The organism is Veillonella sp. CHU110 (assembly GCF_003992255.1).
Classification (GTDB): domain Bacteria; phylum Bacillota; class Negativicutes; order Veillonellales; family Veillonellaceae; genus F0422.
Genome location: NZ_RQVA01000010.1, coordinates 36,771 through 53,381, shown reverse-complemented (window position 1 = coordinate 53,381; position 16,611 = coordinate 36,771). Strand labels below are relative to the sequence as shown.

Here is a 16,611-nt window from a genome sequence, read left to right as displayed (position 1 = left end):
TCCAATCACTGCATCAGAGTTTTTCTTAAGGTCAGATACGTTAACCGCAGCGTTTGGTGTGTCTGTGTTGGCTTTATCTAATTTTTCCCAATACGTTGCATCGTTTTTAACTGCTCCGGCAGCATCTTTCACCACAGCTGTATCAACAGCAGAACCTACGTTGTCTACACGTTTAGGATTTGGCGTGTTTACTTTCGTATGAACATCACCTTCATACTTATTGCCATCTGCATCTTTGAAAGTGCCATCTGGTTGTTTGAATACTTGCTTACCAGTGTTATCTACGTAAATCAAGGCTTGGTCTTGCGCCACTTGTTTCGTGTTCAAGGATACCGTTACATCATCGTCCTTAGCAGCTGTACTGATGTATTTGCCATCACCTTTGATGTTGAATTTCACGTTACCATCTTTTAAGGATTTAGCAGCTGTTGACCCAGTTGCCGTATCATCGCCCAGAGCAATGGTGTTGTCTACCTTGGATTTCAAGTCTGACAAATCACTAGATTTAGCAATGCCTGCAATAGTAACTTCAGTTTTATGATTAGCATCCGCAGCATCTTCTACTGTTAACTTAACAGTATTGTCATCGCCTACTGTGTATTTACCTTCAGAACCAGCTGCTGGATTTACCACCAAACGATAGTCGCTACCAGATTTAGCCGTAATGGCATCGGAGATTTTTTTCAATTGATCTTCCGTTGCTGCACGACCAGATACATAGCTAGGACTTGCTACATTCCATTCTTTGTTATCTAAACCAGTTACAAAGTTACCTTCTGTTGGTGTCGCACCTGTTGTAGGAGCTACGCCAGTTGTACTTGGAGTGACAGATTGTTTACCTACTACCACACCACCTGCTGTTACGTTAGTCGTTGCATTAACAGTACCTTCTTTACCGTTGATTGTAACAACTTTATCACCAGTTGCTGCACCACTACTGAAAGTAGTTACGCCGTTAGCACCGAACTCAACTTTACCAGAGTTTGCACCATTAGTAATGCTGCTGATGTTAGCAAGGTTTTTGTTCATTTTTACAGTCAATGTGGAGTTGCCATCGGCTTGTACTAAGATGTTACCAGTAGCAGACTCAAATGTGTTAACTGCTTCCTTAGTTACACCTTCACCAACGATGTTTACTAATGTATTTAGCTTATGTTTGTTTTCTGTACCGGAATTGTTACCAGTGAAACGTAAGCCATCATCCATCGTAGCTACTTGATGTGTCACAGTTGTTTCTGTGCCTGTTTTAGGATCTGTATGTTTCGTTTCATATACGATACGAGTCATGCCGTCTTTGCCATTAGCGCCATCTGTACCGTCTACACCGACTACACCTTTGTCACCTTTAATGGAAAGACCGTTCTTACCATCTTTACCGTTCAATCCGATAGAGCCATCTTTACCGTTGATGACAACTGCAGAGCCGTCTTTACCATTTACACCGATAGTACCGTTAGAACCATCTTTACCTGGTTTGCCTTCGGCACCTTTTTCACCTTTTTCACCCACAGTCACTACTGCATCTTTGCCGTCTTGACCGTTAGCGCCTGGTTCGCCTTTCACAGTTACTGTATTTGTTGTTAAGGATTTAGATGTTAAATCTTTGTTCAACTTCACAGTGACTGTTGTGTTGCCGTCAGTATCTTGAGCAATAGATGTTACTACGTTGTTGCCGTCATATTGCTTATCTGCTTCTGTCGCATTCGCTACGTCTGCCGTACCTACGATATTCACAATAGAGCCAAGTTTGTTAGTAACAACATTATTTCCACCTGCTGTGGCAGGAAGGTTCGCACCGTATTTCATGCCTGTATCTGTTACTTTTCCAATCACTGCATCAGCTGTATTTTTAAGGTCAGATACATTAACCGCTGCATTTGGATGGTTTGTCGATTTTGCAGCTTCTTCCAAACGTTCTAAGAATGATGGATTTTGTTTAGTTCCTGCACCTTCTGGAACTTTTGTATTGGCAATCGCAGAGCCTACGTTATTAAGGATTGTATCTCCTTTTGTTGTATCTTTGGCAGCAGATTGAATACGTGTTTCTACATCTTCTGGTTTTACCTCTACCGTAGAATTATCTACCGTATGGAATTTACCATCTTTGTCGATAGTCACTTTTTTACCATCTTTTGTTGTATATACAACAGGTAATTGAGCACCGTTAACTACAGCTTGTTTGTTGATTGTTAAAGCGTATGCATGGTTACCATTTGATGGTGTGTCCTCGGCAGTCAATACACTTTCATCTGTAGATGTCACTGTCGTAATGGTATCATTATCTGCGCCTTTTTCAGCACCGATGGTAATAACACCATCTTTTTGCGTTACTTTAACGGCACCACTACCTTGGATAGTAATACGTTTATTTTCACCTGCTACGTTCGTAGATTTTGGATCTACTTTATCCGTCGTTGTTCCATTGTTAACCGCCAAGTCCCACAATGCAGTTTTATCTGCTTTGTTGTTCACTTCCTCGTTAACTACTTTCAACTGATCTTCTGTCGCTGCACGACCAGATACATAAGTTGGGTTAGCCACAGTCCATGTTGTGTTACCAAGACCTGTTACATAGTTGCCAGTTTCGGCTGCTGGAGTTACACCATCTGTTGGGTTCGCCACAATTGGATTTAACGTTTGGTTGCCTACTACAATGCCTGCTGCTATTACCTTAGTCGTTGCATTAACAGTACCTTCTTTACCGTTAATAGTCACAACTTTGTCTGTACCGCCAGCGCCGTTGTTACCGCTACTGAAAGTAGTTACACCATTGTCTTGGAACTCAACTTTGCCAGAGTTTGCACCATTAGTAATGCTGCTGATGTTAGCAAGGTTTTTGTTCATTTTTACAGTTAATGTTGTTTTGCCATCAGCATCTACTAAGATGTTACCAGTAGCAGACTCAAATGTTTTCGCAGCTTCCTTAGTCACACCTTCACCAACGACGTTCACCAATGTGTTCAAGCGATGTTTGTTCACAGTGTCAGAGTTATTACCAGTAAATTGTAAGCCGTCATCCATCGTAGCTACTTGATGTTCTTTACCGCCTTCTGTATATACGATACGAGTGATACCATCTTTGCCGTCAACACCTTTCGCACCACGAACGCCTGGAACACCATCTGTACCGTCTGCACCATCGTAGCCATCTTTCATACCAATTTTGATAGATTTGCCTGGTTGTCCGTCAGCACCTTTAGGACCAGTTAAGCCAATTGTGCCATCTTTACCGTTGATCACAACCGCAGAACCATCTTTACCGTTCACGCCAATAGTACCGTTAGAACCTGGTTTACCTTCTTTACCTTCAGCACCTGGTTCACCTTTTTCACCTACAGTCACGACTGCATCTTTGCCGTCTTGACCGTTAGCGCCTGGTTCGCCTTTCACAGTTACTGTATTTGTTGTTAAGGATTTAGATGTTAAATCTTTATTCAACTTCACAGTCACAGTAGTGTCGCCAGTAGCATCTTGACTAACTGTTGTGATTACGTTGTTACCATCGTATTGTTTGTCTGCATCAGTAGCATTTTTTAAATTAGCAGTACCCACAATCTTCACTGTAGAGCCAAGTTTGTTTGTGACAACATCTTTTCCACCAGCTGTCGCAGGAAGGTTCGCACCGTATTTCATGCCTGTATCTGTTACTTTTCCAATCACTGCATCAGCTGTATTTTTAAGGTCAGATACATTAACCGCTGCATTTGGATGGTTTGTCGATTTTGCAGCTTCTTCCAAACGTTCTAAGAATGATGGATTTTGTTTAGTTCCTGTACCTTCTGGAACTTTTGTATTTGCAATCGCAGAGCCTACGTTATTAAGGATTGTATCTCCAGCTGTTGTATTTTTTGCAGCAGATTGAATACGTGTTTCTACGTCTTCTGGTTTTACTTCTACCGTAGGATTATCTACCGTATGGAATTTACCATCTTTGTCGATAGTCACTTTTTTACCATCTTTTGTTGTATATACAACAGGTAATTGAGCACCATCTACTACAGCTTGCTTATTCACTGCCAAGTTATAAGCATGTTCATTGTTGCCTACTTTTGTTACATCAACAGTTTTATCAGTAGATTCCACAGTTGTAATCGTATCATTATCTGTGCCTTTTGGTGCACTGATTGTAATAACACCATTGCTATTTTCTACGTTAACACCATCTTTACCTTCGATAGTAATTCGTTTGTTATCTGTTGCTTGTGCACCAGCTTGTGGAGTTACATTGGTAGTAACACCATCTTTTTTAACCGCCAAGTCCCACAATGCAGTTTTATCTGCTTTGTTGTTCACTTCGTCGTTAACTGCTTTCAACTGATCTTCTGTCGCTGCACGTCCAGATACATAGGTTGGGTTAGTTACATTCCATGTTGTGTTACCAAGACCTGTTATATAGTTGCCAGTTTCGGCTGCTGGAGTTACACCATCTGTTGGTTTCGCCGCAATTGGATTCAGCGTTTGGTTACCTACGACAACGCCTGCCGCTGTCAATTGACCTTTAGATCCATCAACTTTCACAATGTTAGTGCCAGTGCCCGCTGTGATAGTACCAGCTGTACCATCCATTGTCACTTGTTTAGCTGTTTCAGTGCCTAATGTCACTTTGTCCGCTAAACGAACATCATAGTTAGTATGTCCATCAGTTGCTGCAGTTGTAGTTAAGGAAAGATTTTTGTTTGCATCTTTACCTTCATTATTAACCGTTACAGTTGTTTTCGCTTTGCCAACTTCATCGTTCAATTGTTTTACGTTAACAGCATCAGAATCACCTACGCCTTTAGATACATTGGTAATTTTATTACCGCCATTATCTAAGCCATCTTTCGTCAAGGAAACTGTTGTTGTCGTACCTGCGGACGGCTTAATTGTGATGCCCTCTGGACCTGTTACCGTCGTTGTTGTACCGTCAGTAGTTGTCACTTTACCAGGAGTAATAGTCGTCGTGCCTTCTCCATCTTTTGTCACTTCTACTTTCGACAACTTAGTAATAGAATCGTTTAGGCTATATGTGAAGTTTCTGCCATCTTGTTTGATTTTTAAGTTTTTACCAGCGATGAAAGCTACTTCATTATCGTTTGTAACATGTTCGGATGTTGGGTTAGAACCTGTGGCTTGTTCACCACCATCTACCACATCAGAAGTTGCGTACCAACCAAGGTTTGCTTTCAAGTCAGCTACAGATTTTGTTAATTGAGATACATTAACCGCATCCTTAGGATCCGTACCTTCTGCCACATCAGTGATTTTTGCACCACCAACGGAGATTGTGCCAGGTTTTGTTCCTTCTGGTGCATTGATAGTCAATGTTGTACCACCATTGGAAATTGTTAATGGGCTTGTACCTTTACCCGCAATGGAATTGATGCCTGTTAAAGATTCTGCTAATTTGACTTTCAACGCGCCGTCTTCTGCAATAACGCCGATGTTGTTGTTAGTCAATGTGCCTTTCGCACCGCCAAGGATTTGCAATTGTTCTCCTAATTTCTTAGTGATACCATTTTGCTCAGCTTCTGTAGCAGTCGCCGCTTTGTAGTTATCCCCAGCATATTTCATGCCTTTGTTTGTAGCATCAGTGACTGCTTTAGCGATACTTGCATCGGATGCTTGTTTTAAGTCAGATACATTAACTGCTGCTTTTCCTGTTACAGGATCTTTTGCTGCAACTTCTAGTTTTTCTAAGTAGGTTGCATTTGGTTTTTCTTGACCTGCATCAGTAGTTACTTTTGCTCCGTCAATTGCAGAACCAACGTTGTCTACACGTTGCGGTGCTGCTGTATTTACTTTCGTATGTACAGTGCCTTCATACTTAGTGCCATCTGCATTTTTGAAAGTACCATCTAGTTGTTTAAATACTTGTTTACCTTTGTCATCTACGAAGATTAAAGCTTGCGCTTCTCCAAGTTTTTGAGCATTGACTTTCACATCATATGCATGTGTATTTCCATCTACAGTACCAACAGAAATTGTACCATCGCTAGATTTCACAGTTGTGATCGTATCGTTATCTATGCCTTTTTGAGCACCGATTGTAATGACACCATTTTTTTGCTTAACAGTAACACCATCTTCACCTTTTAAGACGATACGTTTGTTTTCGCCTTCTGTGCCAGTTGCTTGTGGTTCTACTTTATTTGTAACAGTACCATTGCTAACTGCTAAATCCCATTGATTTGCTTTTACAGTATCTAATGCTTCTTTTGATGCCACATCGTTAATAGTAATCGTTTCAGGAGTACTATCAGCTTGTTTAGTATTTTTAACTTTTAAAGAAATGGTTCCGTTATCTACTTTATACGCACCATTGCTACCTTCTACTGGATTTGCAATTAAACGATAATCTGTTGTAGACGCTGCATCAGCAATGTCTTTTACCGCTTTTAATTGTTCTTCCGTAGCTGCACGATTAGCCTTAGCAAAATCTGCGGCAGTTAGGGTTGTATTTTGTAAGCCAGTAATTTGACCTTGTTTGCCATCGATAGATACTGGATGATCTCCATCTACTTTCACAACACCATTGTTATCGAATGTCAATTTGCCAGTGCCATCTGTATTAGTAATGGATGTAATTTGAGTTAAATTGCCTGCTACATTAACTTTGTATGGCTTAGCTTCTGTACCTTCACCTTCAACATTTGTATTTGTACCAGCTGCTAATTTTGTTTTAGCTACGGATACTTTGTAAATCGTTTTACCAGGTGTAGTAGTTGTATCTGGTGTAACAGTAACATTGTCTGAACCACTTGTTACTCCAATAGCATCTTTAGCGATATTAGCTACTGCTTTTTTAGACACGCCTACACCATAACGAGCATTGGCTGTTTTATCTGTTGTACCATCCATCATTGTTACAGTAGCGATATTTTCATCACCAGTTTCAGCATCTGCTTTAGTAACAGATTCCACTTGTTTATCTGCAGAAATAGTATATGTTTTCTTACCTGTTTTAGGGTCTTCGGTAGGTGCTCCTACTGTAACACGTTCGCCTGCTGTAATTTCTGTTCCTAAGCCAGTGATAACTTTTTTACCACCATCTGTGATGTTGGACAAGTCATTTTTCGCTACTCCAGAGATGACTGCTTTTGTATTAGCTACTGTCTCACCGTTACCATTTACGTAGGTTAATGTTACATCACCATTTTCATCTACAGTATATGTTTCTTTATCTGTTGTTGGTTTGATGTGAAGTTCTTTGCTTGCTACTGCTTTCAATTGGCTCACGTTAACAGCATCTGTTTCTGCTTCACCATTTGCCACACCAGTAACTTTTGCACCACCCACGGAAATTGTGCCAGGTTTTGTTCCTTCTGGTGCATTGATAGTCAATGTTGTACCACCATTGGAAATTGTTAATGGGCTTGTACCTTTACCTGCAATGGAATTGATACCTGTTAAAGATTCTGCTAATTGGACTTTCAACTTGCCACCGACAGCATTAACGCCGATGTTGTTTTCGGTCAATGTTCCTTGCGCACCGCCAAGGATTTGCAATTGTTCTCCTAATTTCTTAGTGATACCATTTTGCTCAGCTGTTGTACCTTCTGCTGCTTTGTAGTTATCCCCTGCGTATTTCATGCCTTTGTTTGTGGAATCTTCCACTGCTTTAGCAATACTTGCATCGGATGTCTTCTTAAGGTCAGAAACGTTAACCGCTGCTTTTCCTGTTACAGGGTCTTTCACTGCAACTTCTAGTTTTTCTAAGTAGGTTGCATTTGGTTTTTCTTGACCTGCATCAGTAGTTACTTTTGCTCCGTCAATTGCAGAACCAACGTTGTCTACACGTTGAGGCGCTACTGTATTTACTTTTGTATGTACAGTGCCTTCATACTTAGTGCCATCTGCATTTTTGAAAGTACCATCAGGTTGTTTGAATACTTGTTTACCTTTGTCATCTACGAAAATTAAGGCTTGCGCTTCTCCCAGTTTTTGAGCATTGACTTTTATATCATATGCATGTGTATTTCCATCTACATTATCAACAGAAATTGTACCATCGCTAGATTTCACAGTTGTGATCGTATCGTTATCTGTACCTCTTGGTGCACTGATTTTGATCACACCATCTGTTTGAGTTACTTCAACACCATCAGCACCTTCGATAGCAATTCGTTTGTTATCTGTTGGTTTTGCGCCAGGTTGTGGAGTTACATTCGTGATAGTAGTACCTGATTTTACTGCCAAATCCCATTGATTTGCTTTTACAGTATCTAATGCTTCTTTGGATGCCACATCGTTGATCGTAATTGTTTCAGGAGTACTATCAGCTTGTTTAGTATTTTTAACTTTTAAAGAAATGGTTCCGTTATCTACTTTATACGCACCATTGCTACCTTCTACTGGATTTGCAATTAAACGATAATCTGTTGTAGACGCTGCATCAGCAATGTCTTTTACCTCTTTTAATTGTTCTTCCGTAGCTGCACGATTAGCCTTAGCAAAATCTGCGGCAGTTAGGGTTGTATTTTGTAAGCCAGTAATTTGACCTTGTTTGCCATCGATAGATACTGGATGATCTCCATCTACTTTCACAACACCATTGTTATCGAATGTCACTTTGCCAGATCCAGTTTCATTCGTAATAGAAGTAATGTTACCTAAGTCGCCTTTTACATTAACTTTATATGGATCAGCTTCTGTACCCGTACCACCTACCGTTGTATTTGTACCATCTACTAATTTAGTTTTTGCAGCAGAAATAGTATATGTAGTTTGGCCAGTTGTAGCATCTTTAGTTGGCTCTCCAATAGAAATACCATCTCCGGCTTGGATTTTTGTTCCTAAACCAGTGATTACCTTTTTACCATCATCCGTAATGTTGTCCAAGTTATTTTTCGCCACGCCTTTGATCGTTGCTTTACGGTCTGCAACAGCATTACCATTGCCATCTACGTAAGTTAATTCAACTTTACCTTCAGTGCCAGTTACTTCATACTCTTTATTTGCGATAGAAATATCTTTACCTTTAGCAATATTCTCTACTGCTTTTTTAGATACAGCTACGCCATATTTTGCATTCGCCGTATCTTTTGTACCTTCTACAACAGTTACTTCTGCGATATTTTCATCACTTGTATCAGTCAACGTTGCTTTCACAACAGATTCTACTTGTTTATCTGCATTAATAGTATATGTTTTCTTACCTGTTTTAGCATCTACGGTAGGTTCTCCTACTGTAATACGTTCGCCTGCTGTAATTTCTGTTCCTAAATCAGTGATTTTTTTCTTGCCAGCATCCGTGATATTGGACAAGTCTTCTTTCGCTAATCCAGTAGCAGAAATAGTTACTTTACCAGCTTCGCTAGTAATGTTGATGTTATCGCCTTTTGCTAGGTCAACCACACCATTCTTTACTGGCACTTCTGCACCATTAGCAGATAACTTCCATAGATCAGCTTTTTTCGCTAATGCGCTATCGTTGAAAGTAAGTTTTACATTAGATCCACTAGCGTTAGTTGTAATGTAGTTATTATCACCTGTAATGTTGAATTTCACATCGTTAGCTAATGTTTGTTTATCAGTAGCAGAGTTACTATCCCCACCTAATGTGATACTACGGTCTACCAATGCGTCTAAAGCAGTTTTGGATGCAATATCTTTCAACTTAACGGTATTAGTAGCTTTTGTTATCTCGTCTTTTACAGTTAAATCAATTTCACCTGCATTACTTACAGTATATGCGCCATCATTAGTATTTGGATTAGCAATCAATCGATAATCTGTAGAGGATTTCTTATTTAATTCCGTATTCAGAACTTTCAACTGATCTTCTGTAGCAGCACGGCCACTTACGTACGCTGGGTTTTGGATATTCCAAGTTGTATTGCCAAGTCCAGTAATGAAATTACCAGCAGGGCCAGTCGGTTGTCCTGCAGCCGGTGCCGCACCATCAGCTGTTGGTGTTGCCGTTTGGTTACCAATACGGATACCAGATGCTAGCACTTGACCTGCTGCGCCATCCAATGTAACCGCCGTATCACCAGTACCAGCCACAACTTTACCTAACTTACCATCGATGGTAACAGGTTTATCACCTGTTGTTGCACCACTTGTGAAAGTAGTGACACCATCCGCATCGAAGGCTACTTTACCATTACCTGCAGCATTTGTGATAGATTTGATATTACCCAAGTCACGTTTCAATTTAATGTTAACAGTCGTATTGCCATCATCTTGTTGTATCGTCGTTAATACGTTGGTTCCATCAAAATTAGTACCATCCGTTTCGGTAGCACCACCTTTGATAACCACAGTACTACCTAATTTATTTGTAACAGGGTTAGCACCGCCAGTAGCTTCGGAGATATTAGCTCCGTATTTCATACCCCCGTCTACTACAGATTTAAGGTCACTTACATTGACCGCAGCATTAGGGTTATTAGTCGATTTTGCAGCCGCTTCCAAACGGTCGAAGAATGTTGGGGATAGATTATCCGGTCCCACTCCTTGCGCTTGAATCGCAGATTTTACATTATTAAGCACCGTTGGTGATGTAGTGCTATCTCCATTCGCATTCACTAGGCGAGATTGTACTTGATTAGCTAGTACACCACGTTCACCAGCCACAGGTTCTTTCGTTTTATAGAATTTGCCATCTTCACGTTTATACAAACGATTACCTTGTGCATCGGTGTATACAACAATACCATTTTGGTTTTCCCCTTCAATAGTAATCGTATTGCCAGTTGCAGTAACCGTAACATTACCTTTACCTTGTAAGTTGATGCGTTTATTATCATTTGTTACATCTGCAGGAACCACTTTTTCAGAGGCTCCATTTTTCATAACCCCTAAGTCCCATAATGCAGTTTTATCAGCTTTACCAGCAACGGCATCGCTAACATGCTTCAATTGGTCTTCCGTAGCTGCACGACCAGATACTGGTGTTGTCGTACCTACAGTCCACTCTGTATTTTGCAAGCCAGTCACATGACCTGCACTGCCGTCAATGGTAACAGGGCTTCCGCCATTGCCAACAACAACTTTGCCTTCTTTGCCATTGATCGTTACCGTTTTATCTCCAGTAGTTCCGCTACTGAAAGTACTTACGCCATCTGTACCGAAGGCTACTTTACCATTACCTGCTTCATTTGTAATGGAAGTAATTTTATTTAAATCGCCTTGTACATTGACTTTGTATGGATTAGCTGGTGTACCTGCGCCTGTTATAGTTGTATTAACACCTGTATCTAACTTCGTTTTATCTACAGATACTTTGTAAATCGTTTTACCAGTTGTAGTTGTATCTGGTGTTACATGAACATTATCTGAGCCATCAGCAGGTTTTACTTCCACTGCACCTTGAGCGATTTCGGCTACTTTTTTCTTAGATACGCCTACACCATATTTTGTGTTAGCTGCATCTTGAGCGCCAGTCACTGGTTTTACTTCTGCAATGTTTTCGTCATCAGTAGCTGCAGTTGCTTTTACAACAGATTCTACTTGGTCTGCAGCAGCTATGGCATAGGATTTTTGACCTGTTTTGTCATCTGTAGTTGCAGTTACCGTAATATTTTTACCAGCAGTAACTGTTGTGCCTAGACCAGTGATAACTTTTTTACCTGCATCTGTAATGTTAGATAAGTCGTTTTTCGCTACACCTTTGATAGTCGCTGTTGTATTAGGTACAACGCTTCCATTACCATCGGAATATAACATAGTAACATCGCCATTTGTATCAGGAGTATACTCCATTGGCGTAATATGTAGTTCTTTATTTTTTAAATCAGCCACAGTGCTGTTCAAATCTTTTACATTAACAGCCGCATTAGGGTTATTCGTAGCTGCCACATTTAAACGGTCCGTGAATGTTGGAGCTGTATTACCAGTTACACCTTGGTTTTCGATGACAGACCCTACATTTTTAAATACAGTCGGAGTTGTAGTATCGGTTTTTCCCGTTGCAGGACTTGTATTCACTAGACTAGCTTGTACATTTGTTACTGGTTTATCTTTACCAGCTACAGGATTTTCCGTTGTATAGAACTTGCCATCTGTATGTTTATACACACGATTGCCTGCTGCATCTGTGTACACTACTGGCATAGCATCTAAAATTTTGCTACCACTAATCGTTACTGTGCTACCATTAGCCGTTACAGAAATACCTCCAGTTCCTACTAAGTCAACACGTTTATTCGCATCATCACTTGGCGCCACTCGGTTGATATTACCATCAGCACCCTTAGCCCCTAAATTCCATGTAATGGCATCTAATTGAGATTTATTCACTGCATCATTAGGGTTTTGTCCTGCTTGAAGGTTAGTGATTGGCTTATCATTCATGTTGATGCCATTGTAAGAAATGGATGGACCTGCTTCTCCAGTTTGATTATTGCCGTCATATTTATAAGCAGTAAAGCTTTTCGATTTTAATTCAGGGCGCATTCCAATAGCAACTGTATTTCCTGTAGTGAAAGTACCTATATTACCAGTTTCATAACGAACGCCACCATCTGCCCATATAGAATTAGGCTCAGAATTAGTTGTAAATTTTTTACCCGTTACGTTCACGGTATTACTAGTTGCGGTTGGTGTTACTTTAGACCCTTGATCACCTGTAAAGCTAGTAACAAATATACTATTGATTTTATTTTTTATAGACTGCGTCAAATCCATAGTGATTGTATTACCAGCCGCATTCGATGTTAGATAGGTACCATCGCCTACTACATTTAATGTTTGGTTATGCAAACGTACGTCAGCACCTGCCGTTGCTGTAGTATTACCAGCAATTTGCAAGTTCACAGCTTTCAATTGAGCTACGTTTACCGCATCTGTATCATTTGAACCTGCTGCTAAATTTGTAATTTGTCGCTCTTTACCACTAGCACCGATAGAAACAGATCCCAAGCCAGACAAAGAGGCTGCCGCACCAGATACAGCAGTTGTATGATTATTCACACGGCCTGCAGCTGGGTCCCATCCTTTTGTGCCTGCTGCTGCTCCTGCTACGGATTCAGAACCAAGTGCTACGGAACCTGCTGTAGTTGCACTCGCGCCATAGCCTAATGCAAGTCCATTCACAGCAGATACAGCGGCATCTTTACCAAAAGCGGCACCACCTGTTGCACTTTTTTGAACAGCAGCATTTACACCGACTGCCGTAGAATGTTGACCATAGGCTTGTGCATATCCGCCTAGAGCTGTTGTATTTTGATGTTTTGCCTTAGCACCTTGACCAACAGCCACAGCTTGCCAGTTATTAGTTCCATCTAATTCAGTGCTAGCTTGATAACCGATAGCAATACTATTACCACCTTGAGCCTTTGCTTCTCTACCTAAGGCAACGCTGTTGGAGCTTGAAACTTGAGCGCTTTTACCAATGGCAACACCGCTGTCAGCTGTTGCTTTAGACTCCGTACCGATAGCAATAACTTCTTTTTCTAAGGCTTTCGCATAACGACCCATAGCAATACTATTAGTTCCACTTCGTTTGCCATCTACAACTTCTACTTTTGCATTAGAACCGATAGCGATTGAGTTTTCCCCATTTGTTTTTGCCACAGAGCCAATGGCTACACCATCTCCAGCTTTTGCCTCGGTATTATAGCCGATAGCGACATCTTGATCTCTTCTTGCTTGTGAAGAGTCACCGATGGCAACCGTACGGGTTCCTGTCCAAGTGCCATCTGGAATATCTTTACCTTTATCATCGATATCTAAGCCGATTTTTGCAGCTTTACCGATAGCAATACCACTTGTAGCATTAGCATAGGCTGTTCGTCCGAAAGCAATAGATTCCATTTTTCTCGCATCGGCATTAGCGCCTAGGGCTAACGCCCCCTCTTGTCTTGCATTAGATAATGCACCTACTGACATGGCGTCTTTGCCAACAGCCTCAGCGTTTAACCCCATCGCTATAGAGTTCTGTCCACGAGATTTCGCAACTGAACCTATCGCAATGGATTGTTGCCCACCAGCATACACAGTCGAACCAAGCCCGATAGAATATTGACCATATGCACCAGATCCTGTACCAATAGCAATTGCTGAAAGTGCTTTATTATCAACTTTTGCATATTTGCCTAAGGCCATACTCTGCAAAGCTAAGGCTTGATCATTTTGATAGTTCGAATTACGATTTTCAATAGTGTCGCCATCCGCAGCTAAACCGACCTCTGCAGTGGAACGTTCATTTAATTTTTCTATATTATTCACAGACAAGAAATGAGGATCTGTATCACGCCATGCACGTAATTGCGCTACTGTTACTACATCTGTATCTAATGCACCTGGTGCCACATTGGTAATACGGCGGAGAGTAGGTACCGTTACTTTATTTCCTTCTGCGTTAGTAATCTCAACTTCGCCACCGCCTACGGACACCACACCAAGCCCCTGCTTATCTAAGCCTGCTAACGTTTTTCCTAACTCAGAATTACGTGGTAAATAGGAAGGAACCTCCATAGCATCTTTTTTATATTCTAAAACGACGGATCCATCGGCATTATATACATACTTTTCTTCTGGTGGTAAATCGTCATATGGTTTGACACCCGGTTTTAATTTCGGTGTAGATCCTTCATATTTATCAGTAGAGTTATGTCCTAGTACGATAGAGTTACTATTTGAAGCCTTGGCATTTTCACCAATAACAACCGCACTATCTACGCCCTTAGCACTAGTACCACCTGTAGCATTATTACCAATAACAATTGAATTTGTACCCGTAACACTTGCTTTTGTACCTAATGCAATCGTATTCACGCCTGTTACATGAGAGCTTTTACCAATAGAAATGCCTCCATCAGAGCCTGTAGAAACTCCTGCTGATGTACCCAATACTAGAGCATTAGATGCATAGTTGTTAGCCTCATTACCAATCGTAATACTGTTAGCGGCGCCCAACCCAGAATTAGCATTATAACCAAACGACATACTATTTTCTGCTAGAGCTTTTGCTTGTGACCCTAGAGCTATTGAGTTTTTAGATCCATCACTGACATTGGTATCATACCCTATTGCAATACTGTTAGACGCATTATTCCCAACATTTGCTTGTTCACCTATTGAAATAGACCGTGTAGAATCTCCCCCAATACGGCTAGTTTTACCGATTGCGGTACCGCTACTGGATAATACAGTGGTATTAAAACCAATGCCTACGGATGCATCACCTAATACTGTTGATCTGTTACCAATGGCTACATCGCCTGCTCCATATGTCGAGGTACGAACCCCTAATGCAACAGAATTTGCCGCATGCGATTGAGCCCCAGTACCAACAGCAATAGATTGGTCTGCGTTTTTAGCAACATATGCCAACGAACCCATAGCAATACTTGCATCTGCTTTCGTATAAGCGCCTACCCCTTGTGCAATACTTGCATTCCCTGTAGCTGATGTATAGTTACCAATAGCTATTGCATTATCACCATCTTTAGCAGTAATCTCTCTAAAATCGTTCGCAGGATCTGCAGGATTTGCAATATGATCTTTATGAACACCTAGGTTTAATTTTTCAGCCGCTTTATTAGGGTCATTTTTAAGGTTTGTTCCAAGTCCTTCATTCAAAGATTTATTAATGAGATTAGAAACGCCGCCTACTGTTTCAAGAGCTTTTTTTAACTCTGTGTCATTACTCTCAACGCCTGTAGAGTTAATAAGATCTTTAACACCAGGAATTTTATCTAGCGCCGTCTTTTTAGCGCTTACCTCGTTTCTATATTGTCTCACCTGATTAGAGTACTTTTGTATATTAGCAGTATCCTTCGCTGCAACGGCCGCGTCATAATTTTTTTGAGCCTCTACAAAATCTGCCAATTTAGCATAATATTCATTGACTTGTGTAATGGATTCAGGACTAAGAGAGCCAGTAAGGCCTTTAATTGTACTCTCTAAATTATTAGTTGCACTCGCCTTTGTATTCGCAAATGTATTATAACCAATAGCTAGAGATGATTTACCTGTAGCTTGTGTATTATATCCAAGAGCATTACTACCCGATTCATTAGCTGCCGCTTTAGCACCTAGTGCAACAGTATAATCAGCATGAGATTCAGATCTAAAACCAATCGCTACATTATCTGAAATCCCAGGTGCGTATGTATATCCACTTTGGCTATCATATCCGTTTATCTTAGATGAGGCATCTGAGTATTGACCAATCGCAACGGTACCCGTTCCGTCAGCTTTTGAAGCACCACCTAGTGCTATTGCTCCAGAACCTCGAACAAAGGTATTTTCACCACCTGTAATATTGGCTCCTTCATAGGTCACATACCCACGGTTTACGTTCAATGGTTTACTCTTTGGATTGTTTGGGTCTTGCGTTCCATAGAAGTCAGTTGACTTTGTTGCCAGCGGTGTATGATAGAACAAACTATACAAATCACGTATCGTAAGATTCAACTCACCTGGTGTTTTATTTAAAATTTTCTCAGTTATCACATTAGTATCAGTACTATACAGGTCACCTTTTGCCCTGCCAGCTTGTTCAAATGCTAACCCCAATAAAGCAGGCGGAATTACCGCATGCACTGTACTAGGCACACTAACTCCAATGCCACCTGTAATCAAGAATGCAATAACAGCCCCTTTGGTATACTGGCCTTTGTCTTTTAATGCTCGTTTCAGAAAGCGTTCACATTCTAAAAATATTTGGCTCGATTTCAT

Annotated in this window: 1 protein-coding gene (cut by a window edge); it reads right to left on the bottom strand. The window is 40.8% G+C overall.

What is annotated here, in order from left to right; all coding sequences use genetic code 11:
• Positions 1-16,611 carry the 5' portion of a YadA-like family protein gene (locus EO122_RS05600; protein ID WP_127009744.1) on the bottom strand. 11,898 nt of this gene lie to the left of the window's left edge, so only the first 16,611 of its 28,509 coding nucleotides appear in the window; its start codon is at positions 16,609-16,611; the stop codon falls past the left edge of the window.